This window comes from Rheinheimera faecalis (assembly GCF_021290965.1).
GTDB classification, from domain to species: domain Bacteria; phylum Pseudomonadota; class Gammaproteobacteria; order Enterobacterales; family Alteromonadaceae; genus Pararheinheimera; species Pararheinheimera faecalis.
Genome location: NZ_JAJOYT010000016.1, coordinates 1 through 26,569 on the forward strand (window position 1 = coordinate 1; position 26,569 = coordinate 26,569).

Annotated in this window: 19 protein-coding genes; 11 read left to right on the top strand and 8 right to left on the bottom strand. The window is 48.4% G+C overall.

What is annotated here, in order from left to right:
* The coding region (locus LSG34_RS18825) for a hypothetical protein (protein WP_233010814.1) at nucleotides 1–227 on the top strand (227 nt) is incomplete at its 5' end.
* Here the strand turns inward: LSG34_RS18825 and xylA are convergent.
* On the bottom strand, nucleotides 210–1,529 hold the full coding sequence (gene xylA, locus LSG34_RS18830; RefSeq protein ID WP_233010816.1) for a xylose isomerase: 1,320 nt from the start codon (nucleotides 1,527–1,529) through the stop codon (nucleotides 210–212). The two genes, LSG34_RS18825 and xylA, sit on opposite strands and share 18 nt — an antisense overlap.
* A 275-nt stretch (nucleotides 1,530–1,804) precedes the next feature.
* The gene (xylB, locus tag LSG34_RS18835; RefSeq protein ID WP_233010818.1) at nucleotides 1,805–3,259 is read right to left on the bottom strand and encodes a xylulokinase; all 1,455 of its coding nucleotides are present in this window, start codon (nucleotides 3,257–3,259) and stop codon (nucleotides 1,805–1,807) included.
* Nucleotides 3,260–3,519: 260 nt separating this feature from the next.
* Between xylB and LSG34_RS18840 the strand changes: the two genes are divergently transcribed.
* From LSG34_RS18840 to LSG34_RS18865, 6 genes are all read left to right on the top strand, one after another.
* Entirely contained in the window at nucleotides 3,520–4,716 is a 1,197-nt protein-coding gene (locus LSG34_RS18840; RefSeq protein ID WP_233010820.1) for a XylR family transcriptional regulator, read from the top strand.
* 272 nt (nucleotides 4,717–4,988) lie between these two features.
* Nucleotides 4,989–6,683 carry a glycoside hydrolase family 43 protein gene (locus LSG34_RS18845; protein ID WP_233010822.1) on the top strand — a complete coding sequence of 565 codons (1,695 nt, stop codon included), beginning with the start codon at nucleotides 4,989–4,991 and terminating at the stop codon, nucleotides 6,681–6,683.
* Nucleotides 6,680–9,592, top strand: a complete 2,913-nt coding sequence (locus LSG34_RS18850) for a glycosyl hydrolase 115 family protein (RefSeq protein ID WP_233010824.1) — start codon at nucleotides 6,680–6,682, stop codon at nucleotides 9,590–9,592. Before LSG34_RS18845 ends, LSG34_RS18850 begins: the two co-directional genes overlap by 4 nt.
* A 104-nt stretch (nucleotides 9,593–9,696) precedes the next feature.
* A complete protein-coding gene (gene tal / locus LSG34_RS18855) occupies nucleotides 9,697–10,638 on the top strand; it encodes a transaldolase (RefSeq protein WP_233010826.1) in 942 nt (313 codons plus the stop codon).
* Nucleotides 10,639–10,647: 9 nt separating this feature from the next.
* Nucleotides 10,648–12,648 (top strand): transketolase, encoded by a 2,001-nt coding sequence (gene tkt / locus LSG34_RS18860; RefSeq protein ID WP_233010828.1) that lies wholly within the window; start codon nucleotides 10,648–10,650, stop codon nucleotides 12,646–12,648.
* An 81-nt stretch (nucleotides 12,649–12,729) separates the two neighbouring features.
* The gene (locus tag LSG34_RS18865; RefSeq protein ID WP_233010830.1) at nucleotides 12,730–14,427 is read left to right on the top strand and encodes a glycoside hydrolase family 9 protein; all 1,698 of its coding nucleotides are present in this window, start codon (nucleotides 12,730–12,732) and stop codon (nucleotides 14,425–14,427) included.
* A gap of 74 nt (nucleotides 14,428–14,501) precedes the next feature.
* Here LSG34_RS18865 and LSG34_RS18870 read toward each other — a convergent pair whose 3' ends face one another.
* Complete coding sequence (locus LSG34_RS18870; protein ID WP_233010832.1) at nucleotides 14,502–15,038, bottom strand: carboxymuconolactone decarboxylase family protein; 537 nt, start codon at nucleotides 15,036–15,038, stop codon at nucleotides 14,502–14,504.
* A 123-nt stretch (nucleotides 15,039–15,161) separates the two neighbouring features.
* On the opposite strand from LSG34_RS18870, the gene LSG34_RS18875 reads away from it, so the two are divergent.
* Complete coding sequence (locus tag LSG34_RS18875) at nucleotides 15,162–16,094, top strand: cupin domain-containing protein (protein WP_233010834.1); 933 nt, start codon at nucleotides 15,162–15,164, stop codon at nucleotides 16,092–16,094.
* 93 nt (nucleotides 16,095–16,187) lie between these two features.
* Here the strand turns inward: LSG34_RS18875 and LSG34_RS18880 are convergent, their stop codons facing one another.
* Nucleotides 16,188–17,366 carry an MFS transporter gene (locus LSG34_RS18880; RefSeq protein WP_233010836.1) on the bottom strand — a complete coding sequence of 393 codons (1,179 nt, stop codon included), beginning with the start codon at nucleotides 17,364–17,366 and terminating at the stop codon, nucleotides 16,188–16,190.
* Between the two features lie 140 nt (nucleotides 17,367–17,506).
* On the opposite strand from LSG34_RS18880, the gene LSG34_RS18885 reads away from it, so the two are divergent.
* A complete protein-coding gene (locus LSG34_RS18885) occupies nucleotides 17,507–18,391 on the top strand; it encodes a LysR family transcriptional regulator (protein WP_269822975.1) in 885 nt (294 codons plus the stop codon).
* A 47-nt stretch (nucleotides 18,392–18,438) separates the two neighbouring features.
* Here LSG34_RS18885 and LSG34_RS18890 read toward each other — a convergent pair whose 3' ends face one another.
* Complete coding sequence (locus tag LSG34_RS18890) at nucleotides 18,439–19,374, bottom strand: alpha/beta fold hydrolase (RefSeq protein ID WP_233010840.1); 936 nt, start codon at nucleotides 19,372–19,374, stop codon at nucleotides 18,439–18,441.
* A 126-nt stretch (nucleotides 19,375–19,500) separates the two neighbouring features.
* Between LSG34_RS18890 and LSG34_RS18895 the strand changes: the two genes are divergently transcribed.
* The gene (locus LSG34_RS18895) at nucleotides 19,501–20,109 is read left to right on the top strand and encodes a CGNR zinc finger domain-containing protein (protein ID WP_233010842.1); all 609 of its coding nucleotides are present in this window, start codon (nucleotides 19,501–19,503) and stop codon (nucleotides 20,107–20,109) included.
* A gap of 66 nt (nucleotides 20,110–20,175) precedes the next feature.
* Here the strand turns inward: LSG34_RS18895 and ssb are convergent, their stop codons facing one another.
* The 3 genes from ssb to LSG34_RS18910 form a co-directional block, all read right to left on the bottom strand.
* Entirely contained in the window at nucleotides 20,176–20,838 is a 663-nt protein-coding gene (gene ssb, locus LSG34_RS18900) for a single-stranded DNA-binding protein (RefSeq protein WP_233010844.1), read from the bottom strand.
* Nucleotides 20,839–20,849: 11 nt separating this feature from the next.
* On the bottom strand, nucleotides 20,850–22,217 hold the full coding sequence (locus LSG34_RS18905) for an MFS transporter (protein ID WP_233010846.1): 1,368 nt from the start codon (nucleotides 22,215–22,217) through the stop codon (nucleotides 20,850–20,852).
* 69 nt (nucleotides 22,218–22,286) lie between these two features.
* The gene (locus LSG34_RS18910) at nucleotides 22,287–23,414 is read right to left on the bottom strand and encodes a GGDEF domain-containing protein (RefSeq protein ID WP_233010848.1); all 1,128 of its coding nucleotides are present in this window, start codon (nucleotides 23,412–23,414) and stop codon (nucleotides 22,287–22,289) included.
* Nucleotides 23,415–23,707: 293 nt separating this feature from the next.
* Here LSG34_RS18910 and uvrA point away from each other — a divergent pair, with 293 nt between their 5' ends.
* A complete protein-coding gene (gene uvrA / locus LSG34_RS18915; protein ID WP_233010850.1) occupies nucleotides 23,708–26,536 on the top strand; it encodes an excinuclease ABC subunit UvrA in 2,829 nt (942 codons plus the stop codon).
* Nucleotides 26,537–26,569 lie beyond the last annotated feature (33 nt).

Below are 26,569 nucleotides of genomic sequence, written 5' to 3' on the forward strand. Positions count from 1 at the left end.
ACTTTCGCTGCGACCTGGGGTCGCCTTTTCTTTGGATAGCTTTCTTTTGGCGAAGCAAAAGAAAGTATCTCGCCAAAGGCGAAACGCTTTTAACGGAATTTCTGCAGATAGGACGTCAAGCAGTGATAAAAAAGAAAATAGGGCGCAGTAGCTTTCCCGCGCCCGGAGAAAATACCCGGCAAGCCGGGCAACGACAGGGTTCGGGAGGCCTATCTGAACAACACTAAATTCACCTGGTTTTCCAGCAATTCCTGACGGCCGCTGACGGCTTTCGGGCTTAACTGTTCGCGCTCAACCATAGCAGCCAGAGTTTGCAGTGAATGCTCGCTGCTCTGAATTGCTTTACCTAAAGAACCATTCCAGCCGGCATAACGCTCTGCTACGGCCTTACCTAAAAAGTCTTTTTCAACCAGAACTGCTGCACGTTTCAGTGCCATAGCCAGGTGATCCATACCACCAATATGACCATGGAACATGTCGGCGCGATCCATACTCTGACGGCGTAATTTGGCGTCAAAGTTGAAACCACCAGTAGTAAAACCACCAGCTTTTAGAATTTCGTACATCACCAGACTCAGCTCTTCTACGCTGTTCGGGAATTGGTCTGTATCCCAGCCGTTTTGTGCATCACCACGGTTCGCATCAATGCTGCCAAAAATGCCAAGAGAAATAGCAGTAGCCACTTCATGATGGAACGAATGACCAGCCAAAGTCGCGTGGTTGGCTTCAATGTTTACCGCGAATTCTTTTTCCAGACCAAATTGCTTCAGGAAACCATACACTGTCGCAGAGTCGTAATCGTACTGGTGCTTGGTGGGTTCCTGTGGCTTAGGTTCGATCAGTAAAGTGCCTTTGAAACCGATTTTATGCTTGTGCTCAACTACCATTTGCATAAAGCGGCCCAGTTGCTCACGCTCCTGACGCAGGTCAGTGTTCAGCAAGGTTTCGTAACCTTCACGACCGCCCCACAATACGTAGTTTTCACCACCTAAACGCTGAGTTGCGTTCATCGCATGGAAAACTTGCGTAGCGCCGTAGCTGAAAATTTCCGGATTTGGATTGGTAGCAGCACCTGCAGCGTAACGTGGGTTACTGAATAAATTCGCTGTGCCCCACAACAGTTTCACGCCAGTTTCAGCTTGCTTTTGCTCAAGCACATCCACCATAGCAGCGAAGTTGTTGATGTATTCTTTGATGCTGTTACCTTCAGGCGATACATCGATGTCATGGAAGCAATAATAAGGAATGCTCAGCTTGCTGAAGAATTCAAAAGCCACGTCGGCTTTAGCTTTGGCTTGCGCCATAGCGTCACCGGCTTCTAACCATGGACGGCCAAAAGTGCCCTGACCAAATACATCCTGACCATTCCAGCAGAAGTTGTGCCAGTAGCAGGCAGCCATACGCAAATGCTCTGCCATGGTTTTGCCCAGCACTACTTCACTGGCGTTGTAATGTTTAAAAGCTAAAGGGTTAGTGCTGTCGGCACCTTCATACGCGATTTTGTTAATCTGATCGAAATACTGAGCCATTTTGCTCTCCTGTGTTACATCAATTCCAATGCTGCTAATGGTGGGCATTGCTGGCTTTAATCACAATTATGTTTTTTCAGAGCAACCTTATTTATTCCCGTCGTCTTTGCAGCCGTGGCGTTGTTGGCTCGACACTCACCCCAGTCACATAGGTAAACTATGCTCCTGGGGTCTCGCTTACTTGCCGCCTAGCCACAACTGTAAATCCATAGGGAATATCCCAGATGCAGCTTTGTTGGCTCGAATTGCAATGACGCGGGGAAATAGTTGCAAGTTTAAAAATGCTCAGCCAATGACTGATACAAAGCTTTAAATTTGCTGTAGCGTTTGGCCAAAGCGGCGTGACGTTTAGCGTCCGGTTGATGCTGGCTGACCACTGGAGGTGGCGGACAAAGCACATTCAGTGCTGTATCAGGCTCCATAGCTAAGCGAGCAAGACGGGCGGCACCTAAGGCAGGCCCTACTTCACCGCCTTCTCTGAAAGTCAGTGGTTGGTTCATCACATCAGCCAGCAACTGCCGCCAATACGAGCTTCTGGCACCACCACCAATCAGATTAATTTCGGTAGGCATCAGGCCGCTGGCATGCAGCGCTTCTGCGCCCTGGAACAACGCAAAACTGACACCTTCAAGCACTGAATAGGTCAGGGCTTTTTGGTCTGTGTTGTAGTCCAGACCAAACCAGACACCTTTAGCATTGGGGTTGTTATGAGGCGTGCGCTCACCAGACAGGTAAGGTAAAAACAGCGGCATATCTTCAATAGCGCCAAGCCCCTGCTCCAAATCTGCCAGCAAAGTAGCAACAGGGGTTTTCACTAAATGTTCGGCGTACCATTGCAAACAACTGGCCGCACTTAATGTCACAGACATCAAATGCCAGGTATCCGGCAAAGCGTGGCAGAAACTATGAACTGCAGATTCAGGGTTCGCCAGAAAGCCATCACTGACAGCAAAATACACACCCGAAGTACCAAGGGATAACATGGCCTGACCCGGGCGCACTATGCCAGCACCCACAGCACCAGCGGCATTGTCACCACCGCCTGCAATTAAAGGCACAGCAGATAAACCCCAGCGTTTCGCAAGGTCTGGTAATAAGGTTCCGGTGATCTGATTGCCTTCATAAAGTCTTGGCATTTGGTCGCGGCTTAAACCACAAGCACACAACAGCTCGTCGTTCCAGTCCCGTTTGGCTACGTCCAGCCATAAAGTACCGGCAGAGTCCGACATATCGGAAGCAAAGTCGCCGCTTAAGCAAAAACGTAAATAATCTTTTGGCAGCAGTACTTTGGCTATTCTGGCAAAAGCTGTTGGTTCCTGTTGGCGTACCCAGAGTAATTTAGGTGCGGTAAAACCAGGCATCGCCAGATTGCCGGTGATCTGTGGCAAATCGGCAACTTTCAATTCCAGCTGCTGGCATTGCTCAAAAGAGCGGCCATCGTTCCATAAAATAGCTGGGCGAATAATCTGGTTCTGATCGTCCAGTAAAGTAGCACCGTGCATCTGACCCGCTAAACCTATAGCTTTAACCGAAGCTAAAGATTGACGCTGACTAAGCTGATCCATACAAGACTGCAGCCCAAGCCACCAGTGCTCCGGGTTTTGCTCTGACCATAAAGGCTGGGGCCGGCTGACTAACAACTCAGCACTGGCGCTATCTATTACTTTGCCGTTCTCGCCAAGCAAAATCACCTTGATGCCCGAAGTGCCTAAATCTATGCCTATGTACATAATCTGAAATCTGTTCTGACTTTTGGTGAGCTAATACTTGGCGACGGATTGCTGAGCAGCAATTACGAAAATTCATAATTAGCTGCTGAATTATGATTTATCGTTTGCCAAAAAAGCCTGACTGGCTAATATTTAACCCGCTTAACCAAAAAAACAAAAAAAGATAACTATAAATACCCAAAGTAAATGAGGTTGCAGTCAACACCATCGCAGCTCCAGCTACAAAGAGTATAAAAATTGACAAGACGGGGATAGGAAATATGTTTAAGGCCAAACACAGCATTACACTTCTGTTTAATGCCAACAAGGTTTTCGACAGGCAAGTGATCGAAGGCATAGGTCATTACCTGCAATCATCTAAAGTCGACTGGGATGTCTATCTTGAGGAAGATTTCCTCTGTCGTCTCGAACATATTCATGAATGGGGTGGCGACGGTATTATCGCCGACTTCGATGATATGAATATTCAACGCGCTTTGGCCGGGACCACCAAACCTATAGTTGGAGTGGGTGGTTCTTACAGCAAAGCGGCAGATTACCCTGAAGTTCCTTATGTCGCCACAGACAACTATGCGCTGATGCAAGCCGCTTATGAGCACCTGAAACGCAAAGGTTTAGACCGTTTTGCCTTTTACAGTGTGCCTACCGATGAACAACACCGCTGGGCCAGCGAGCGCGAAAGTGCGGTGAAAAAATTAACAGCTCAGGATGGTTACGACTGTCAGATTTATCAGGGGCACTGCACCAGACCTGAAACCTGGCAATATGCGATGAACCGCCTGACCGACTGGATCCAAAGCTTACCTAAACCTATTGGCATTATTGCCGTCACAGATTCCCGCGCCCGTCATCTGCTGCAAGCCTGTGAACATTTGGGTGTGGTAGTACCGGATAATATTTCCATCATTGGCATAGATGACGACGATATAGCCCGCTTCCTGAATAGAATCAGCTTAAGCTCGGTGACTCAGGGTTGTTTTGAAATGGGTTATAAAGCCGCCAAGCTGCTGCATACCCAACTGAATAATATCGAAGTAGGCCAAAAACGTATTTTGGTACCGCCTGTGGGCGTGGCCTCACGCCAATCGACAGACTTTAAAGCCTTGCGTGACCCTTATGTGATTCAGGCCATGCACTATATCCGCCGTCATGCGACTCGGGGTGCAAAAGTAGAACAGGTCACTGATTTTGTGGGGATTTCACGCTCTAACCTGGAACAGCGTTTCAGAGCAGAACGTGGCCATTCAATCCATACCGAACTGCATAACCAAAAACTGGTAAAAGCCTGCAAAATGCTGGTCGATACTCAGGTCAACCCTATCGCCATCGCCAATATCTGTGGTTATCCGTCGCTGCAATATATGTATGCGGTGTTTAAACGCCATTTTGGCCAGACGCCAAAAGAATACCGTGAAGCACGGGGTGAAATGCTGAATAACGTGGCGGTCAACGACTAAATAACAAACAAATTTGTAGGGGCGGGTCTTGTACCCGCCCGTCGTGACGATACCCCGATGGACGGGCCGGGACAAGCCGCGGCCCCTACAACCCGTCCTTCTAAATGCCAATCCAATACCAGGGCGCGGTTAATCCGCGCCCTTATCGTTTTTAAAGCCTTACCTCCGAAAAAACGCACAAAGCTGACGTATTTTCATAAAGCCGAAGCCTTTGATGGTCATGGTATTTTTCTGTTCAGACCTGACGCAACCAGTCAAAGGAACAGATAAAAATGAAGACAATCTACGCTTCTGCGCTGATGGGCTTGAGCCTGTTGTTCAGCGGATGTCAGCCGGAAAAACCAACGGATGAAATCAGCACCATAGCGACTTTTCACTGGTTTGATTATCAGGGGCAAGACGCTGTTTTTGCCGAACCTTTAGCCAAAGGAAGCTATCAAAACCCTGTCGCAGCAGGCTTTTTCCCTGATCCCAGTATTACCCGCCGTGGCGATGACTATTACATGGTGTTGTCTTCGTTTTCCTATACACCTGGCTTACCGATTTTACACAGCACTGATCTGGTGAACTGGCAATTAGTTGGCCATGCACTCAGCCGCGCCTCGCAGGTCGATATGTCAGGTATGCAGGTGTCGCGTGGTATTTTTGCCCCTACGATCCGCTATCACGACGGTACTTTTTACATCATCACCACTGTAGTGGATAAAGGCGGTAACTTTATTCTGACCGCGACAGACCCTGCCGGGCCATGGTCTGATCCGATCTGGTTGCCGGAAGTGGAAGGCATAGACCCGGATATGTTTTTTGATGACGACGGCAAGGTCTATATCAGCCATAACGGCGAAGCGCCGGGTGAGGCTTTGTATGAAGGTCACAGAGCCATTTGGATGTGGCAATACGATCCGGTGAAAAAAGCCGTGTTGCCAGAGTCAAAAAAACTTCTGGTGAATGGTGGCGTCGATTTAAGCACCAAGCCGATCTGGATTGAAGCTCCGCATATTTACAAGCATAACGGCTGGTATTATCTGGTCTGTGCTGAAGGCGGCACTGCTGATCAACATTCAGCCGTGGTATTCAGAACCCGTAGCCTGAAACAACCTTTTGTGCCTTACAGCGATAACCCTATTCTGACGCAACGTGATTTACCAGCCGACAGAGCCAACGCCATCACCACAGCTGGCCATGCCGATTTAGTGCAGTTACCGGACGGTCAATGGTGGGCGGTATTCCTAGCCACCCGCACCTACGACCAAACTTTTTTTAATACAGGCCGCGAAACCTTTTTGCTGCCCGTCAGCTGGAAAGACGAATGGCCAACAATTCTGCCTAAAGGACAAGAAATACCTTATCGCCATCCGGCCCCGACAGGCTTAATCAGTAGCTCTGGGGCAATGACACAAACAGGCAATTTTAACTGGCGTGATGAATTTGATAGCCAAAGCTTAAAGCCCGACTGGAACCTGTTGCGTGAATTTGATCAAAGCTGGCTCACTTTGGATGGACAAAACCTGCTGCTGAATGCCAAAGCTGTCGGCATGGATTCCTTATCTCAACCTGCTTTTATGGGGCGTCGCCAGCAACATACCAGCTTTGAAACCAGCACCAGCCTGGTGGTGCCAAAAGGCAAAATTTCAGCTGGTTTGGTGGCTTTTCAGAACGAGCAATATCACTACTATCTGGGCGTAAAAACTGCTGCTGGTAAAACAACTGTATTTCTTGAGCAAGCCAAAGGTGCTAAACCCAACTTGATTAGCAGCCAGGACTTAGCCACAAATACAGAGCAACTTCGGCTCAGGATCCAAGGCAAAGCAGGAGAAATCAGCTTTTATTACGCCGATCAAACTGGCGAATGGCAACAGTTGGGTGAGGTTCAGGATGCCAAAATCTTAAGTACTCAAGTTGCGGGTGGATTTGTTGGCACCACGCTAGGTGTGCATGCACGACAGGAAAAAGAGACCATCCCATGAACAGCCAGGCCATGAAAACCGCTTTTACTTTCTTGTTCGCACTGTTAAGCACAGCAGCGCTAGCTTTACCTGGTGATTATCTGGCGCAACAACCAACCAAAGGCGACTTTGCTTTGGTTGGTAAAAGTTCTGTGGCAACCATTCTGCTGGATGAAAAGGACCACAAAGGCTTAAAACGTGCCGTACAAAGCCTGCAACAGGATATTCAAAAAGTCAGCGGCAAAAGTTTAAGCATCAGCCCCAAAGCGGATGCCAAACAACTGCTGATTATCGGCAGTCTGGGTAACAATAGGGTACTGGACCAACTGATAACCACAGGAAAGCTGGATGTAAGCGCCATTCAGGGTCGCTGGGAAGCCTATTTAATTCAGGTGATTGAACAGCCTTTGCCAGGTGTAGAGCAAGCATTGGTCATCGCTGGCAGCGATAAAAGAGGCGCTATTTTTGGGGTTTATGATCTGGCCGAAACCATAGGGGTATCGCCCTGGAGCTGGTGGGCCGATGTGCCGGTGAAAAAGCAGGAGCAGCTTTATATCAAAGCGGGCACCCGCCTGACTGATGCGCCCAAAGTAAAATACCGTGGCATCTTTTTAAATGATGAACATCCGGCTTTAACCAATTGGACCAGCGAAAAATTTGGCGGCTACAACAGCCAGTTTTATCAGCATGTGTTTGAGCTTTTACTGCGGCTGAAGTCGAATTTCCTCTGGCCTGCGATGTGGAATAACGCCTTTGCCGATGACGATCCACAAAACGCTATTTTGGCCGATGAAATGGGCATAGTGATGAGCAACAGCCACCACGAACCTATGATGCGCGCCGACAAAGAATGGAACAGATACGGCAAAGGACCATGGGAATACTCCAGCAACCGCGACAATATTTATAAGTTCTGGCAAGAAGGCGCGAAGCGGCATAAAAACCTGGAAAGCATTTATACCCTCGGCATGCGTGGCCAGGAAGATGAGCCGATGAGCGAAGGCGAAAACATCGGCTTGCTGGAGCAAGTCGTAGCCGATCAACGCCAGATACTAACAGAGACCTTTAAAGACAAACCAATAAGCCAAGTGCCACAAGTCTGGGCTTTGTACAAAGAAGTACAAGGCTTTTATGAGCGCGGCATGAGAGTGCCGGACGATGTCACTTTGCTTTGGGCTGATGATAATTACGGCAATATCCGCCGCCTACCAACAGCAGAAGAACGCGGCCGGGCCGGTGGCGCTGGTGTGTATTATCACTTTGATTATGTCGGTAGCCCCCGTTCTTACCGCTGGATCAATACTGTGCCTATGGCAAAAATCTGGGAGCAGATGAATTTAGCCTGGCAATTTCAGGCTGATCGTATCTGGATAGTGAATGTTGGGGATTTAAAACCGATGGAGTTTCCTATCGACTTTTTCCTGCGTATGGCCTGGAACCCACCGGCTTTTAAAGCCGATAACTTAGAGCAATTTGCCGTCAGTTGGGCCACACAACAATTCAGTGCAGGGCATGCGGCGACTATAGCTGAGCTAATCCAGGGCTACACCACACACAACGGCCGTCGTAAACCTGAAGCTGTGGAACCTCATACCTACAGCATTTTCCATTATCAGGAAGCAGAGCGCGTCAGTCAGGAGCTTGCTGCTTTAGTGAAAAAATCCGACGAGTTGTTCCGTCAACTACCGACTGAACAAAGGGATGCTTATATCCAGCTGGTCTCGCATCCACTGAAAGCCAGTCAGGCTGTGTATGAATTAAACCGTGCTGTGGCGATGAATAAATTGCATGGCGAACAAGGCCGGGTCACCACCACGTATTGGGCAGAGCAGGTGCGCTTCTGGTTTAAACAGGATGCAGAGCTGACCAACATTTATCACAACCTGGGCGATGGCCGCTGGAACCATATGATGTCGCAGCCTCATATTGGTTTTACCTACTGGCGTAACCCACCGGCTAACTTAATGCCTGTGGTCTCAGTCGCAGAACCTATGCCAGTGGCCGATATGGGTGTGGCGCCTGAAGGCTCGGCTTTTTCATGGCCTATCAGCGAATACAAAGGTCAGCCGCTGGAGCTGGACCCTTTTTACCCGCACGGCCAAAAACAGCGCGCTATTGAAGTATTTAACAAAGGCAGTTTGCCCTTTGAATTCAATGCCAAAGCATCAGCCGACTGGATTCAGTTAAGCCAAACGAAAGGCCAGATTGAGGTTGCTCAGACCATTCAGGTCAAAATCGACTGGAGCAAAGTGAAAACAGGGCTGAATGTCGGTGAAGTGCATGTGCAAGGCACAGGCTGGGGCGGCGCAAAAATTAAAGTGTCGGCCGTTAAACCTAAAACAGAGCCGACTTCAGGCTTTGTTGAAGCGGATGGTTATATAGCGCTGGACGCCGCCAGTGCAAAGGTACAAGGCAATAATAAACACAGCTGGTGGCAACTGATCCCGGGGCATGGTCGTGGTGTTGCCTCAATGGCAGCTATGACTGAACTGGATTATCAAATCAAAGATATCGGCAAAGCTCCTTATCTGGAATACCCGCTGTATTTCCATTCCACTGGCGAGTTCATTTTACATAGTGTGATAGCCCCTACTTTGGATCTGGTGCCTGGCCGTGGTTTGCGTTTTGCCGTCGCGCTGAACAATGACGCCCCCAAACTTGTAGACAGTCTGGCAAATAAAAACCCTGCTGTGTGGGATAACGCAGTGTTGGATGGGGTGCGGGTGATCAAAACTGCTATCAGAGTGAAAAAGCCTGGCGAACACAAACTACGAATTTATTTGGTCGACCCGGCCTTAGTGCTGCAAAAACTGATGATTGATACAGGCGGCCTGAAACCTAGTTACTTAGGGCCAGAGCAAAGCCAGCGTATACCCGTCGTCCTTGAAGCTGCAGCTTTGTTGACTGCGCCATTCGCCCCAGTCACATAGGTTAACTATGCTCCTGGGGTCTCACTGGCTTGTCGCCTCGCCGCAACTCCAAGTGACTTGGGTATAAAAAATGAATAGATAAAACCTAAACGGATACAGATGATATGAATCAGCTCGAACAACTCAGCAAACTAACCACAGTAGTGGCTGATAGCGGTGATATTGCCGCTATACAGCAGCTTCAACCTACAGAAGCGACCACTAACCCATCGCTTATATTGCAGGCCAGTCAGCAGGCGGATTATCAGCATTTATTGCACAGCGCACTAAAAGGCAATGAGCAGGACATTGCGGCAGCTTGTGAACAAGTCACGGTGAATTTTGGCTGCGAAATTTTGCGCCATATACCGGGTCGGGTATCGACTGAAATTGACGCCCGCTTGTCTTTTGATACCGAAGCCAGTGTCACCAAAGCTTTGAGTATTATTGGTCGTTATCGCGCAGCAGGTGTGGACTCCAACAGAGTGCTGATCAAACTGGCGGCCACCTGGCAAGGTATTCAGGCTGCAGCCCGGCTGGAGAAGTTAGGTATTCACTGCAACCTGACGCTGATTTTTAGTCTGGCTCAGGCCAAAGCCTGCGCAGATGCTGGTGTGACGCTAATTTCACCTTTTGTTGGCCGCATTCTGGACTGGTACAAACAAAATCAGCCAGAGCAGGATTTTTCCGGCGACAAAGACCCTGGCGTGCTGTCAGTCAAAACTATTTATAACCATTACAAAAACCATGGTATTCCGACCGTAGTGATGGGTGCGAGCTTTCGCAATGTCGATCAAATCCACCAACTGGCAGGGTGCGATCTGCTGACCATAGCTCCTAACTTGTTACTGCAATTAAAAGACTCGATTGACCCTTTACCAGCAGCCTTGCAGCCAGTGAGCACCCAAAGCTCTGCCACGCCAAAAGCTCTGAGTCAGGCTGAATTTTTATGGCAACTGAATGAAGACGCCATGGCTACTGAAAAGCTGGCCGAAGGTATTCGCAAATTTGCAGTGGATCAGCGCAAGCTGGAACAACTGTTACAAAACCTGAACCAACAGTCTTAGGATATTGCCATGCATTCTAATCATCAAACTGATCATAAAACCCGCGCTAATGCCATTCGCGCTTTAGCTATGGATGCAGTACAAAAAGCCAATTCAGGCCACCCGGGCGCACCTATGGGCATGGCCGATATTGCCGAAGTACTCTGGCTGCAATTCTTAAAACATAACCCGGCTAATCCGTCGTTCAGCAACAGAGACCGTTTTGTTTTGAGTAACGGCCATGCTTCTATGTTGTTGTATTCCTTGCTGCATTTAACAGGTTATGACTTGTCCATTGAGGATTTAAAGTCTTTCCGTCAGCTGCATTCCAAAACTCCTGGTCACCCTGAATTGGGTTACACCCCAGGCGTCGAAACCACCACTGGTCCTTTGGGTGCTGGTATTGCCAATGCCGTGGGGATGGCAATCGCCGAAAAAACTCTGGCGGCACAATTTAACCGGCCTGATTACCCTGTAGTGGATCATTTTACTTATTGTTTCCTCGGTGACGGCTGCCTGATGGAAGGTTTATCCCATGAAGCCTGTTCACTGGCTGGCACTTTAGGTTTGGGTAAGCTGATCGCCTTTTGGGATGACAATGGTATTTCTATTGATGGTCATGTCGAAGGCTGGTTTACCGATGACACGCCAGCTCGTTTTCACTCTTATGGCTGGCAAGTGATCCGGGTGGATGGCCATAACCCAGCTCAAATTGCCGATGCCATCACACAAGCTCAGGCAGAAACAGACAGACCCACGCTGATTTGCTGTAAAACTATTATAGGTTTTGGTAGCCCGAATAAATCCGGCTCTCATGACTCTCATGGCTCGCCACTAGGCGACAGCGAAATAGCTAAAACCCGTGAATTCCTGTTGTGGTCGCATCTTCCTTTTGAAATTCCGGCCGACATTTACTCAGCCTGGGACAGCAAAACTAAAGGCGCAGCGCTTGAACAGCACTGGACAGAACTATTTGCCGCGTACAAAAACGAGTACCCGGAACTGGCCGCTGAATACCAACGCCGTGTGATAGATCGGGTGTTACCAGCCAACTTTGAAGCTGCCACTCAAAGCTTTATCGAAAATTGCCAAAACCAACAACAGGATATTGCCAGTCGCAAAGCATCACAGCTTTGTATCGCTCACTTTGCTGCATTAGTTCCTGAAGTTTTAGGTGGCTCAGCCGATTTGGCAGGTTCTAACCTGACCTTATGGTCGGGCAGCAAAGGCCTGACCAAAGACGATAGCTCCGGCAACTATATTTATTACGGTGTACGCGAATTTGGTATGGTCGCCATAATGAACGGCATTACAGCTCATGGTGGTTTCCGCTGTTACGGTGCTACTTTCCTGATGTTTATGGAATACGCCCGCAACGCAGTGCGGATGTCGGCCTTAATGAAGCTACCCAATATTTATGTTTTTACTCATGATTCTATAGGTCAGGGCGAAGATGGCCCAACGCACCAGCCGATAGAACAGCTGACGAACTTACGGACCACGCCAAATCTGGTGACCTGGCGGCCTGCTGATTTAACTGAAACCGCAGTAGCCTGGAAAACAGCCTTAACCACCACAACGTCGCCTACAGCTTTGGTCTTCAGCCGGCAAAATCTGCGTCAGTTCCAGCGTAATTCGGAGCAAATCAGGTTAATCAGCAAAGGCGGTTATATTTTAAAAGACTGTGGCGCAGCGCCTGACATAGTGCTGGTCGCTACAGGTTCTGAACTGCAACTAGCCTGTGATACAGCCGACAAACTGAGTGCCGCCGGTAAAAAAGTGAATGTGGTGTCTATGCCAAGCACCACTTTATTTGACCAGCAATCCGAGTTTTACCGTGATTCGGTGCTGCCTGATCAGGCACAAATTGTTGCAATAGAAGCTGCTCACCCAGACTTCTGGTACAAATACGTCGGTAAAAAAGGCCTGATTATTGGTATCAGTAGTTTTGGTGAATCAGCGCCTGGCCCTGCCTTGCTGGATTATTTTGGCTTTAATGCAGAGGTCATAGCAGCTAAGATTCTGGCTTAACCCCATAAATCTAAAAACAAAGACTTCAGCCTTATCAACACAGCAAGGTTGAAGTCTGACTCCCTGAAAAAGGATTTTGTTATGCGCCTGGCTTTTTCTGTGCTTTGTCTTGTCTCTGCCGCCAGCTCCTACGCGGCAGAGCCAGCAGCTTTGCTTAAAGTGAATCAAAGTGGCTACCTCAGCCAAGGCCAAAAACTGGCGGTGATCCCCGGAAAAAGCCAACAATCCTTTCAACTGGTCGCCTTGCCATCAGGCCAGATTGTGTTTAAGGGCCAAAGTTCGGAAGCACAACTTTGGGCTCCGGCAGGCGAAACCGTCAGTATTGCTGATTTCACGAAAGTACAAAGCAATGGCCGTTACCGGCTGGAAGTCGCAGGCTATACGCCAGTTGAACTGCAGATTGCAGCCCAACCTTATGCCCAATTGCATGATGCGGCTATCAAAGCCTATTACTTTAATCGCGCCTCACAGCAACTGGACACTGCTTATGCAGGCGTCTGGGCACGCCCTGCCGGACACCCGGATAACAAGGTTAAAATACATGCCTCTGCAGCCTCGGCCAGCAGACCCACAGGCACTGTAGTTCAGTCAGCCAAAGGCTGGTACGACGCTGGTGATTACAATAAATACATAGTGAATTCCGGCATCAGTACTTTTACCTTGTTAGATGCCTGGACAGATTTCAAAGACTTTTACCGCCAGCGGCAATGGACTATCCCAGAATCTGGCAACAGCATGCCGGACTTACTGGATGAAGTGGTATGGAATCTGGACTGGATGAGCAGTATGCAAGATCCGGCGGACGGTGGTGTTTACCATAAACTGACAACACTGAATTTTGAAGGCGCCGTTATGCCACACCAGGCAGTAGCACCACGTTATCTGGTGCAAAAAACCACGGCAGCAGCGTTAAACTTTGCCGCGGTAATGGCCAAAGCCAGCAGAGTCATGGCCGAATTTGGCAAAGAACAGCCAGGTAAAGCAGCTTTGTTCAGGCAACAAGCGATACAGGCTTGGCAATGGGCCAGCAAAAATCCGGCTATTTATTATCAACAACCTGCAGATGTCAGTACGGGCGCTTATGGCGATAAAGAACTGGCGGATGAATTTGCCTGGGCTGCCGCAGAGCTTTATTTACTCACGGGTGAACAGCCTTATCTGCAGCAGTTTTTCCAGCTGGCTCAGCCAATGCAAACCGCTTCATGGGCTTCGGTCGCCGCTTTGGGTTATTTTTCTTTGGCAAAAGAAGCAAACCGGCTGACACCAGAGCAACGCCAGTTAGTGTTCAGCGCTATTACAGCAGTGGCTGATCAGTTTGTAGCTCAACATCAGGCTTCAGCTTACAAAGTGGCTATGGTGCCGGAAGATTTTGTCTGGGGCAGTAATGCGGTGGCGATGAATAAAGCCATCTTGTTGTATAAAGCCAATCAAATTACGGAAAAAGCCAGTTACATGGAGGCAATGCAAGGCCTGCTGGATTATGTGCTGGGCCGCAATCCACTCGATTTGTCTTATGTCACAGGCTTTGGCGTTAAAAGCCCACAACATATCCATCATCGCCCTTCTGAAGCTGACAGTATAAAAGCACCAGTGCCGGGTTGGTTGGCAGGGGGAGCACAACCTGGACAGCAGGATAAATGTAAGTACAACAGCAAATTACCAGCCAAATCTTATGCCGATGACTGGTGCAGCTATGCCAGCAACGAAGTCACCATCAACTGGAACGCGCCTCTGGTGTATATGCTGGCCGCTTTTTCTCAGCCTGTTGTAAAGCCTTGATAAAACAAAGCAGCCTGAGTTATCAGGCTGTTTGATCTAAGGCTAACAGGAGTCATTGACCAACTTCCATCGCATTAAGCAACAGCAGGAAAGTCGAGCACTGTATCGTTGATACGATTCACCAGATTGGTAAAGGTAATGGCCGAGATCACAAAGGAAATTTCAACCACTTGTTTTTGCGTGAAGCCGGCACTGAGAAATTCAGCCAGATCTTCGGCTGCCAAAGTACCGACAGAAAACTGGATCTTACGGACAAATGTCACTAAAGCGTCACGTTTGGCATCACCGCTAGGAACACCCAAACGGATTTGTTTAGTTACGTCTAAAGACAGACCAGCCATTTTGCCAATCATGGTATGTGCAGCAACACAGTAGTCACAACCTGCAATCTCACTGACCACCAACTTAATGGTTTCAATCTCAGCTTTAGTTAAAGTGCCTTTGCCTATGGTTTGATCCATCGACAACAACGCCAGCAAAGCGTCTGGACTTTGGCTTCCGATTGTCGCGTATGCATTAGGTACCATGCCTACCGCTTTTTTGATGTTTGAGAAAATACCGGCCAGATCACCTGTTGCTTCTGTTACTTGTAAAGTGTGTAAACGAGTCATAATTGTAGCTCCTGAATGAATGTTGTTGATGGCTGGCTGATTCGCTGCCATGTGGTTATAGTAAGACAGGAAACTGACATCATTAATGCTCTAAAGTGTGACTAAAATGCTCAAAAGTACCATATGGATATAATTTCACATTTACTCTCAGTAACCCCTGTTCGTGGCAGTCTGGATATTCGTTGCCAGTTTGGCCCTGCATGGCAAATTGAACAGAGCAATGCCCCGGAACAGGTGATGCAATACCATATTGTGCTCAAAGGTCAGGCGCAGCTCGACGTGGAAGGCGTTAGCTCACACCAGTTGTTCGAAGGGGACATAGTGATGTTTCCGGCAGGGCAAGCCCATAAGTTGTATGACGGTAATCCGGCTTTGAAAGCTGAAACTATTCAGCAGGGTGCTGGAGGCATCACCATCATTACAAACGATAGCCATTATTCGGTAGAGATATTATGTGGGCGCTTCACCTTGCCACGTTTATCTTACCGTTTGATCAGCAACTATTTGCCGACGACCGTGGTTCTGCATACGGATATCACAAAAAACGAGGCGGTAACGGACGACGCCATTCGGCTGCATAAACTTATTCAACTGATGCATGAAGAAACTGCGGATCAAAAAGCGGGCAGCAAAATCATACTGGACCATTTATCAGGCGCACTTTTTGGGCTGGTGATCCGTAATACCTATCACAAACCAGCGCAGGAACCAGGTCTGTTAAAACTTTCGCAAAACTCAAGGCTCAAACCAGCGCTGATGGCGATACTGGACCAGCCAGAACAGCCCTTTTCTTTGCCTCAGCTGGCGTCTTTATGTTTTATGTCCAGAACCACCTTCGTCAGACAATTTCAGCAAGCTATGGGTAAAACTGCAGCCGAATTTATTCTTGAAATCCGCATGTTAAAGGCAGCAAAAAGCCTGGAAGAAACAGATTTATCTGTCGATGCCGTAGCAGAACAATCAGGTTATCAGTCTGTTGCTGCATTTCAGCGCATCTTTAAAAAGGTAACTGGCTTATCTCCCGCCTTATGGAGAAAGCAGCTGCAAAAAACCTGAAGTGACACAGGTAAAGATTCTGAGCTCAAATCCGTGGTCTTACCCAGAGGTACTACAGCTGGAAGTAGCTGCGGTACCTCCGGTATCGGTTTTCTAGCAAGCAGGAACCGGGCTTTGTTGGCGTCGTTGCTGACGACTACGCATAAACCAGAACACCATAATAAGTCCAAGCAGAGCTGTACCGGCGCCCGCCAAAGGCACATAACCTAAGCCTAAACCTGTTTTGATAATGGCAGCACCCAAGACTGCGCCCAAAGCATTACCCAGATTAAAAGCACCTATATTCATAGCAGCGGCTAAATTTGGTGCGGCTTTGGCTTCTTGTACCACCAGGGATTGCAATGGCGGCACCAGCGCAAAACTGGCAATTCCCCATAAAAAAATCAAAGGCGCAACCAGCAACTGTGATGACAGCACCATGGAGAACACAGCTAACAACAGAGTCACAGCCACTAAAGAACTGATCAGGGTTAAGTTCAGCGAGCGGTCGGCAAAACGGCCACCTAAATAATTCCCTACCGCTAAACCTATACCGTACAACACCAGCATAGAGGTGACAAAAGCCGTTGAGGCATGGGTTTCATCCTGCAATATAGGCACTATGTAAGTGAAGACAGTGAACATCGAACTTGAGCTAACCACTGTTAACAACAGCGCCGCTAACACCGGGCCTTTGGCCAACACTCTGAGTTCATTACGCACATTGGCTTTACCTTCGTTCGCCAGTGGTGGTAATGACAAACGCAGCGCCAGCATAGTAACTAACCCTATAATGGCCATAGCAAAAAAGGCAGGACGCCAGCCAATGACTTCACCAATATAAGCAGCCAGAGGCACACCGCCTATAGTTGCTATGGTCAAGCCGGAGAACATAGCAGCTACGGCAGCAGAGCGCTTTTCTGGCGGCACAATACTCATAGCAACAACAGAGCCAACACCAAAAAAAGCACCATGATTAAATGACGTGACAATACGCCCAAATAACAACAGGTTGTAGCTATCCGCCATAGCGGAGATCAGATTACCCAGGGTAAAAATGCCCATAGACAACAGCAGCAGGTTACGACGGCTCATATTGGCAAAAACTAAGGTCATTAAAGGTGCGCCAATCAGCACACCAAAGGCATAGGCACTAATTAACATGCCAGCTGTTGGAATAGAAACAGCTAAGTCATTGGCAATCACAGGTAACATCCCCATAGGGGAAAACTCGGTCACACCTATACCAAAAGCCCCCAATGCAAGGGCCAGTAAAGGAATATTGATTTTCATGCAAAGTCTCGCTAATTTGTGATGCGAAGGAATATAAACAATCACAACACTCAGAAAAAGTAGCGCAGGATACATTCAGTTTTGCTTCGGAGTCACAAATGAGCGCTGAAAAGACAGGAAAGACAGATCGAACAGCTGAAATGGAGACCTTTTTGTCCGTTGCCTGCACAGGAAGTTTAAGTGCAGCAGCCCGTGAATTAGATCTCACACCATCCGCAGTCAGCCGTATTATGACCCGTCTGGAAAAACGTCTGGGAGTCAGGCTTATAGTTCGCAGCACCCGCAAACTGCGTTTAACCAGTGAAGGGGAATCTTATGCACTGGCAGCCCGACGGATTTTAAAAGATCTGGAGGACACCGAAAGTAGTATTGCCAGCAGGGGCAGTCCAAGTGGCATGATCAAAGTCACCACAGCGACAGCCCATAGCCGCCTGACCATAGTGCCGTTGCTAAAAGAGTTTTTACAACGCTACCCGGATATCCGCATTGAAATAGATGTATCAGACCAAATCCGCGATGTTCATGCTGGCCATGTCGATGTAGCTATTCGTTTTGGACAGTTGCCGGATAGCGGCCTGCATGCCCGTCGCTTAGGTGAAACAGGCCGGGTTGTGCTTGCTTCCCCTGAATATCTGGCCAAAGCCGGAGTACCACAAACACCAGCTGATTTAACAAAGCACAATTGCCTGGATTTCAGTTTCAGACGGCTGGAGCCGGGCTGGCCATTTCGTGAAAATGAACAGGACTATATGCTCGCAGTCAGCGGCAATGTGATAGCTAACAATGGCGAAACCTTGGTTGAGCTGGCCCTGCAGGGTATAGGTATTACCCGTGTTGGCCGTTTTCATGTGCAGCAGGCGCTGGCAACAGGTCAGCTTGTAGCTTTACTTGAAGAGTACAATCCGCAGGACCGTGAGGCCATTCACGCGGTGTTTATTGGTGGTCACACTATGCCAGCCAGAATACGGGTATTTGTTGATTATCTGGTGGAGAAGATGACGGGTACTACTAGAACTGCTGATTAAGATCATCAAAGCGGGCATCTAGCCCGCTATTGCTCTGGTGATCAGCTTTAAGGTTTGATGCTACGGTCTAAAAACTCCAGCATAGCTGCTGCTATTTCATTGCCGTGAGTTTCAATAGCGAAGTGGCCACTATTCAAAAATTGCACCTGGGCTTTTGGATTATCACGCTGGAATGCTTTAGCGCCAGCTGGTAAAAAGAATGGATCTTTTTCACCCCAAATCGCTAATAAAGGTGGCTGTTTGCTGCGGAAAAATTGATGCAACTCTTTGTATTTCTTCACGTTGCTGCCATAATCCAACAGCAAATCCATCTGCACATCAACACCAATGCGTTCAATTGCAGCATGAGCTAACTGATAAGGTTCAGGCGCTATCACTGAGGTATCTTCAACCCCTTCCGTATATTGCCACTTCAGCATCTCTGCTGTGTTGAACTTGCGCAGGGCTTCGCGGTTTTCCGCTGTTGGGTTCGCCCATGCTTTGCGCATATCTGCCCAACCGTCACTCAGGCCTTCTTCGTAGCCATTGCCATTTTGGGTCACAATAGCTGTGATCTTTTCCGGGTTTTTCACCGCCAGGCGCCAGCCGACCGGAGCGCCATAATCAAACACGTACATAGCATAACGTTCGAGCTTTTTAGCCACTGTGAACGCATCAATAACAGACGCCAGATTGTCGAAGTTGTAGTTAAATTTAACGCCGGGTTTGACCGTGGTTTGGCCAAAACCAGGCAGATCCGGTGCGATCACATGATATTTTTCTGCCAGTTTTGGCATTAAATCTCTGAACATATAGGACGAAGCACCAAATCCATGCAACAACAGCACAGTAGGAGCTTGTGGCGACCCTGCCTCGCGGTAAAACACATTCACGCCCTGCACATCCAGGCTTTGATAACGCACTTGCGTTTTATCTTCTGCAGCTGTGGCAGAAAGAGATGCAGCTAAGGTTGCAGCTGCGAGCAGTATTTTTTTCGTATTCATGGTTACTCCGTGAAGTTAAGGTTGGCAATATCACTTAGTAACCCATATAATCAACATTAATTGGTTACTTGAGACAAGTCTGGCTGAAGATAAGTAACCTGTCAAATTTATTTTTAGAGGTTACTCATGGTTATTTCTGCAATTCTGCACGGCGAGGCTCAAAGTGGCGCTCCGATGCTTGGGGATCATTTGGCAATGGACTTGCTGAATACAGAAGCACGTGACAATGATCAGGCTATTGAATTCTGGAACAGTGATGCGGAGGTACTGCAATGGCTGGCACGTTACGGCATAGCTTCGGCAGCAGAAAACAGCTCATTTGCTCCGACTGAGTTACTAGCGCAAGCCAAAGCACTGCGCACGCTGGCACGTAAACTGATCACAGGGTTTAAAGAGGGTAAATCGCAGGACATCAGTGAGTTAAACCAGTATTTGCACACTTTCGATACTACGCCTTCTCTGGCAATGAATGCAGAGGGCAAGCTAACATTAAGCCGAATCTCTCGCAGTACCAGTATTGGCTCTTTATTAGGCCCTGTCGCAGAGGCTGTTGCTGAACTATTGGTTGAAGGCAACTTTGATTTGGTTAAACAATGCGAGCACCCGGACTGTATTTTGTGGTTCTACGATAGAACCAAAGCCCATAAACGCCGTTGGTGCAGCATGGCTTTATGTGGCAACAGGCATAAAGCGGCGCAGTTTAGAAAAAGAAGCAGCAGTTCAGATTCTGTATAGAAATAAATGACATAAAAAAGCCTCTGATTTCAGAGGCTTAATTTTATAGCGAACAAACCATACTCATCAGAACGGAATATCGTCATCAAAGTCGATTGGTGGTTCCATTGGACCACGTTGTTGTGGTGCTGCCTGATTAAAACCGCCTTGTGGCTGGTTAAAATTGCCCTGAGGTTGGAAGCCGCCCTGAGCTGGACGTTGCTGGTAACCACCTTGTGCCGGTGCTGCAGCAGCTGGAGCCTGCGGAGCGTAACCGCCCTGAGCCGCTGGAGCCGCTTGTGGCATACGTTGTTGTGGTGCAGCTGCAGGTTGTTGATAGCCACCCTGGTTACCCATAGGAGCACCGCCGCCCATAGCAGGAGCCTGACCCATGCCAGCGCCCTGACCTTCACCACGGCCGTCTAACATTTGCAGCTCGTTCGCAATGATTTCAGTGGTGTAACGTTCAACACCTTGCTGATCCTGCCACTTACGGGTGCGTAAACGACCTTCGATATAGACCTTGCTGCCTTTACGCAGGTATTCACCAGCAATTTCAGCTAAACGCTGATAAATCACTACACGGTGCCATTCGGTATTTTCTTTCTTTTCATTGGTGGTTTTGTCCGTCCAGCTCTCGCTGGTAGCAATAGTCAGGTTAGCGACTGCGCCACCTGTAGGCATATAACGGACTTCCGGATCGGTACCTAAGTTACCAATCAGGATTACTTTATTAATTCCACGAGCCATGCGACTTCTCCTTAACTTTTTTGGCTGCTCTCAACCAAAGACTGTGCCTCTGCCAAATCAAAATGTTGCTGGCCGACTTTTAAATACAAACGTTGTTCCGCAACCACCACTGTGACTTCCAACACACCTTTGAGTTGGGTCAGGCGCTCTGCCAATTGGGCTGCGGCGGCTTCATCGGCCACTTTGACAGGCAATGACAGCCGTTGCGATCGCGCTGGCACTGTCATGCTGCTGGCATAAGCCAACCATAGTAAACCAATCAGGGCAGCCACGGCAAACAAGGATTCACCGCTGCTGAAACTAGCCACAGCACCGCCTAAAATACCGCCAGCGAAGGCGCCAAAAAACTGCGCACTGGCATAAGTACCCATAGCAGTACCTTTTAATCCAGCAGGAGCAATACGCGACAACAAAGCAGGCATGCTGGCCTCTAAGTAGTTAAAGCCAACAAAAAACAACAACAGCGCCAGGGCGATCGACCACAACTGCTGATTGATTAAAATTAACACAAAACTAACAATAAGCAGGCTTATTGCCAGTAATAAATAACCTTTTTCCTGTTGTTTGCGGCTGGCCAGAATCATCAATGGCACCATCAAAATAAAAGCACCAGCTAAAACAGGCAGATACAACTGCCAGTGTTGCTCTGATACAAAATTTTGCTGCAGCAACAAAGTAGGCAACACTACAAAAATAGCCGTCAACAGTAAGTGCAGTACCAGCACACCAAAGTTCAGTCTTAATAATTCGGGATGACGAAATAGCGCCGCGATTTGGCCTTTGGTGGCCAGTGTTTCAGAAGCTGGCGCTTTACTGACAGCCACCGGCACCACTTTCCATACCAATAGCAAACCGGTAATAGCCATTAACGCTGTGCACCAGAAAATACCACTTAAACCACTGGCTGCTGCTATCGCAGGGCCTGCCACCATAGCTATGGTGAAAGACAAACCTATGGTCATGCCAATCACAGCCATCACTTTGGGTCTTTGTTCTTCACGGGTAAGGTCGGAAGCCAGCGCCATCACAGCACCAGAAATAGCGCCCATGCCTTGCAATACCCGGCCAAAAGTCACCATATAAACTGAGTCAGCCAAGGCGGCTACTACAGAGCCCAGCACAAAAAAGCTAAGGCCCAATAGCATGACTGGCTTTCTGCCCCATTTATCCGACAGCCAGCCCATAGGAATTTGTAACAGTGCCTGAGTTAAACCATAAGCACCTATAGCTAAGCCTATCCACAAAGGCGAAAAGCCAATCAGGTCTTTACCAAAAATGGCAAAGACGGGGATCAGCATAAATAAACCAAGCATCCGGAAAGCAAATACCAGTGCCAAAGACCAGGCGGCACGTTTTTCCAGTGGATTCAGATGGGACATCCGCGACTCTTCTCCGGGTTAAAGCGGGCGGCGATTGTAGCACAGCTCGCCTCGCCTGCCATCACCGAACTACAGAGTGTCTGTCGCAAATTCGATGCGGTCACGGCCCCTTGCTTTAGCCTGATATAAGGCATGGTCAGCGCGGCGTAGCTGGCAGTCAAAATCGAAGTCAGCGTCAAATACTGCTATACCCAAACTGATGGTTAAATTTTGCGTTTGTGTAGATTGTGGCAAATGCATGTTGCGCACGGCCAGTAATAAACGTTCAGCCGCTAACTGCGCGGAATCTTTGTCAGTTTGAGGTAAAAACACAATAAATTCTTCGCCGCCATAACGTGCCAGCACATCACTTTGCCGTAGTTCCTTTTGCAGCACTTCGGCCACAGCAATTAACACTTCATCGCCACCGTCATGGCCGATTTTGTCGTTAATTTGTTTGAAGTGATCTAAATCAATCATAAAAAGTGCTGCACTGTGGCGCTGACGCTGTAAATAAGCCAGGCAGCCCTGAATCGCATTGGCTAATCCCCGACGGTTCAGTAAGCCAGTTAACGGATCATGCAAAGCTTCGTTTTTAAACTTTTGTTGGGTTTCTTCCATATAACCCGTTAGCGCAAAAATACAGTAACCCGCTGATACAGCTGGCCAAAAAGACTGTGAAATAAGCAAACCCGATAATAACCAATCCGGTGCTATCAGTAACATCAATGAGCGAAGCAAACAAATCAGCAGCCAGGCCGCAAAGACTGCAGCCATCATAAAATCAGACAAAGTAGGATTTGGTTTGAAATAACGGAAACACCAAAAGCAGGGGCCTATCAGCAAAAATGCAAACAAGGTCATCAAATGCAAGCTGATCTCTTGTTGTCGATGATAAGAAAAATAGCTATAAGAAACTCCCAACGCTAGCCCGACAGGAATAATCCACCACCAGGGTACAGCCCGACCCGCGCGCTTAAAACAAAATGCCGTCAACAAACTCATACTCAGCGCAGACAAACTTAATGACAGCACTAAACTCAGGCCCACTGCAGGCCAAAAATAGAATAACCAACTAAACAATTCAGCACAGATAGCGCCTTGCAGCAGTGGTAAGGCTCTGCTGCTTTGGTCTGTCGCACGCAAACGAAAGCTCGCCAGTAAAAACACCAGCAACACCTGGAACATGGCGAAACAGTAGAGTTGTTCTGAGGTCATAGTACGTCTGAAACTAAGAAGACACTTTCAACTTAGCTTCAACTTATTCAATCCGCAAATCTGGCTCAAAAACGGCGAAAATCCTACCTGCTACTTTGTTGTTTTTCTAAGCTGCTGGCTTGCTATAAAGCATGTATTTATATACAGTATCGCCAATTGAATTATTGCTTTACTGATCCGGTTAAAGCTTTGCCGCATAAAGCTTCAGCCAAAGTCAAACTGACTGCCTCATAGCAATTTTTGCGATAATTCGTTTTCCCCAAGCCGACTCAACAGGCAAGAGACCCAAACCTATGGATAAAATAGATATTCGGGGTGCCCGCACCCACAACCTGAAAAATATTTCACTGGAAATTCCACGTGACAAACTGGTGGTGATCACTGGTTTATCCGGTTCAGGTAAATCCTCTTTGGCCTTTGATACGCTGTACGCTGAAGGTCAGCGCCGTTATGTTGAGTCTTTGTCGGCCTACGCCCGGCAGTTTTTAAGCCTGATGGAAAAACCTGATGTCGATCATATCGAAGGTTTATCACCGGCTATTTCTATTGAACAAAAGTCGACCTCGCATAACCCACGTTCCACTGTCGGCACTATCACTGAAATTTACGACTACCTGCGGTTGTTGTTTGCCCGGGTTGGCGAACCGCGTTGCCCTACCCACGATCTGCCGTTAACTGCACAAACAGTCAGTGAAATGGTGGATAAAGTAGTGGCCTTCCCTGAAGGCACCAAGCTGATGGTATTAGCGCCAGTGGTGCAGGAACGTAAAGGTGAACACGTCAAAACCTTGGAAACCTTAGCGGCTCAGGGTTATATCCGCGCCCGTATCAATGGCGAAATTTGTGATTTGTCAGATCCGCCCAAGCTGGATTTACACAAAAAACACACCATTGAAGTGGTGATCGACCGGATTAAAGTACGCGACGATATTAAACAGCGTTTGGCTGAAAGTTTTGAAACCGCGCTTGAGCTGTCTGGTGGTATCGCCAAAGTAGCGTCCATGGACGATGAAAAAGCACCTGAACTGATTTTTTCTGCCAACTTCGCCTGCCCGACGTGCGGTTATTCCATGGCCGAGCTGGAGCCGCGTTTGTTTTCCTTTAACAATCCGGCCGGTGCCTGCCAAAGCTGTGATGGCTTAGGCGTAAAACAGTATTTTGATGCCAATAAAGTCATTGTCAGCGACGAGCTGAGTTTATCCGGCGGCGCTATCCGTGGCTGGGATAAACGTAACTTTTATTATTTCCAGATGCTGAAATCCTTAGCCGACCATTATGGTTTTGAGCTGGAAGTGCCTTTTGCCAGCCTGACCAAACAGCATCAACAAGTGATTTTAAACGGCACAGGCAAAACCGATATCGAGTTTAAATACCTGAACGACCGTGGTGATATCATCAAACGTAAACATCCGTTTGAAGGCATTTTGCCGAATATGGAGCGGCGTTATCACGAAACCGAGTCCAATGCGGTACGGGAAGAACTGGCCAAGTATTTGGCGTCACAGTCTTGCCCAACTTGTAACGGCTCACGTTTACGTGAAGAAGCCCGTCATGTGTTTATTGGCAAAACCACTTTGCCTGAAGTGGTGGAACTGTCGATAGGTGACTGTTTGGAGTTTTTCCGCCAACTGACCTTAATGGGCCAGAAAGCGCAGATCGCCGAAAAAATTCTGAAGGAAATTCAGGACCGTCTGATGTTTTTAGTTAACGTCGGCCTGAATTACCTGAACCTGTCACGCAGCGCCGAAACCTTATCAGGTGGCGAAGCCCAACGTATTCGTTTAGCCAGCCAGATTGGTGCAGGTTTAGTCGGGGTTATGTATGTGCTGGACGAGCCTTCTATTGGTTTGCACCAACGCGACAACGACAGATTATTAGGTACCCTGACGCATTTACGTGACCTGGGTAACACCGTCATAGTGGTAGAACACGACGAAGACGCAGTGCGCGCAGCCGACCATATTATCGACATTGGCCCAGGTGCGGGTGTGCATGGTGGTTATATTGTGGCGCAAGGCAGTCTGGAAGATATTAAAAACACCCCAGAGTCGTTAACAGGCCAGTATTTATCCGGCGTGCGTAAAATTGCGGTGCCAGATAAACGCCATGAAGGCAAAAAAGGCAAAGAATTACGGGTGTTAGGCGCAACAGGCAACAACCTGAAAAACGTCGATTTAGAAATTCCTTTTGGCGTCATGACCTGTATCACAGGGGTGTCGGGGTCTGGTAAATCCACCTTAATTAACGACACCTTATTCCGTGTCGCCCACCGTGTACTGAACAAAGGCGAAGGCGACGAACCTGCGGCGCACAAAGCCATTCAGGGCATGGAACATTTTGATAAATGTGTCGACATAGACCAAAGCCCTATAGGCCGCACGCCACGCTCTAACCCGGCCACTTACACTGGTATTTTCACTGCAGTACGGGATTTATTCGCCGGTACTCAGGAATCCCGCTCCCGTGGTTATCAGGTCGGCCGGTTCAGCTTTAACGTCAAAGGCGGCCGCTGTGAAGCCTGTCAGGGCGATGGCATGATCAAGGTAGAAATGCACTTCCTGCCAGATGTGTACGTGCCATGCGACGTCTGTAAAGGCAAACGCTACAACCGCGAAACGCTGGAAGTGAAATACAAAGGCAAAAACATTCACGAAGTGCTGGAAATGACAGTGGAAGACGCTCACGAGTTTTTCGAAAGCATTCCGGCCATAGCCCGCAAATTACGCACCCTGATGGACGTAGGTTTAACCTATATCCGCCTCGGCCAGTCGGCGACTACCTTGTCGGGTGGCGAAGCCCAGCGGGTTAAACTGGCGCGTGAACTCAGTAAACGCGACACAGGCAAAACCCTGTATATCCTTGATGAGCCGACCACAGGCCTGCACTTCTTTGATATCCAGCAACTGCTAAACGTACTGCATAAACTGCGCGACCACGGCAACACCATAGTCGTCATTGAACACAACCTCGACGTAATCAAAACCGCAGACTGGGTGGTCGATTTAGGCCCCGAAGGCGGCAGCGGCGGCGGTGAAATCCTGATCGCTGGCACACCAGAACAAGTAGCTGCTTATGAGAAATCCTACACAGGGCATTATTTGAAGCCGTTGTTGGGGATGTAAACCCAGACACTGCTTACTAAAACGCCCGTATTA

Coding starts and splice junctions, on each gene's coding strand:
- LSG34_RS18880 (WP_233010836.1), bottom strand. CDS start 17,366: ATGAAAATCAATATTCCTTTACTGGCCCTTGCATTGGGGGCTTTTGGT.
- LSG34_RS18895 (WP_233010842.1), top strand. CDS start 19,501: ATGGTTATTTCTGCAATTCTGCACGGCGAGGCTCAAAGTGGCGCTCCG.
- LSG34_RS18885 (WP_269822975.1), top strand. CDS start 17,507: ATGGAGACCTTTTTGTCCGTTGCCTGCACAGGAAGTTTAAGTGCAGCA.
- LSG34_RS18870 (WP_233010832.1), bottom strand. CDS start 15,038: ATGACTCGTTTACACACTTTACAAGTAACAGAAGCAACAGGTGATCTG.
- uvrA (WP_233010850.1), top strand. CDS start 23,708: ATGGATAAAATAGATATTCGGGGTGCCCGCACCCACAACCTGAAAAAT.
- LSG34_RS18840 (WP_233010820.1), top strand. CDS start 3,520: ATGTTTAAGGCCAAACACAGCATTACACTTCTGTTTAATGCCAACAAG.
- LSG34_RS18910 (WP_233010848.1), bottom strand. CDS start 23,414: ATGACCTCAGAACAACTCTACTGTTTCGCCATGTTCCAGGTGTTGCTG.
- xylB (WP_233010818.1), bottom strand. CDS start 3,259: ATGTACATAGGCATAGATTTAGGCACTTCGGGCATCAAGGTGATTTTG.
- tal (WP_233010826.1), top strand. CDS start 9,697: ATGAATCAGCTCGAACAACTCAGCAAACTAACCACAGTAGTGGCTGAT.
- LSG34_RS18850 (WP_233010824.1), top strand. CDS start 6,680: ATGAACAGCCAGGCCATGAAAACCGCTTTTACTTTCTTGTTCGCACTG.
- LSG34_RS18845 (WP_233010822.1), top strand. CDS start 4,989: ATGAAGACAATCTACGCTTCTGCGCTGATGGGCTTGAGCCTGTTGTTC.
- xylA (WP_233010816.1), bottom strand. CDS start 1,529: ATGGCTCAGTATTTCGATCAGATTAACAAAATCGCGTATGAAGGTGCC.
- LSG34_RS18905 (WP_233010846.1), bottom strand. CDS start 22,217: ATGTCCCATCTGAATCCACTGGAAAAACGTGCCGCCTGGTCTTTGGCA.
- LSG34_RS18890 (WP_233010840.1), bottom strand. CDS start 19,374: ATGAATACGAAAAAAATACTGCTCGCAGCTGCAACCTTAGCTGCATCT.
- ssb (WP_233010844.1), bottom strand. CDS start 20,838: ATGGCTCGTGGAATTAATAAAGTAATCCTGATTGGTAACTTAGGTACC.
- LSG34_RS18865 (WP_233010830.1), top strand. CDS start 12,730: ATGCGCCTGGCTTTTTCTGTGCTTTGTCTTGTCTCTGCCGCCAGCTCC.
- LSG34_RS18875 (WP_233010834.1), top strand. CDS start 15,162: ATGGATATAATTTCACATTTACTCTCAGTAACCCCTGTTCGTGGCAGT.
- tkt (WP_233010828.1), top strand. CDS start 10,648: ATGCATTCTAATCATCAAACTGATCATAAAACCCGCGCTAATGCCATT.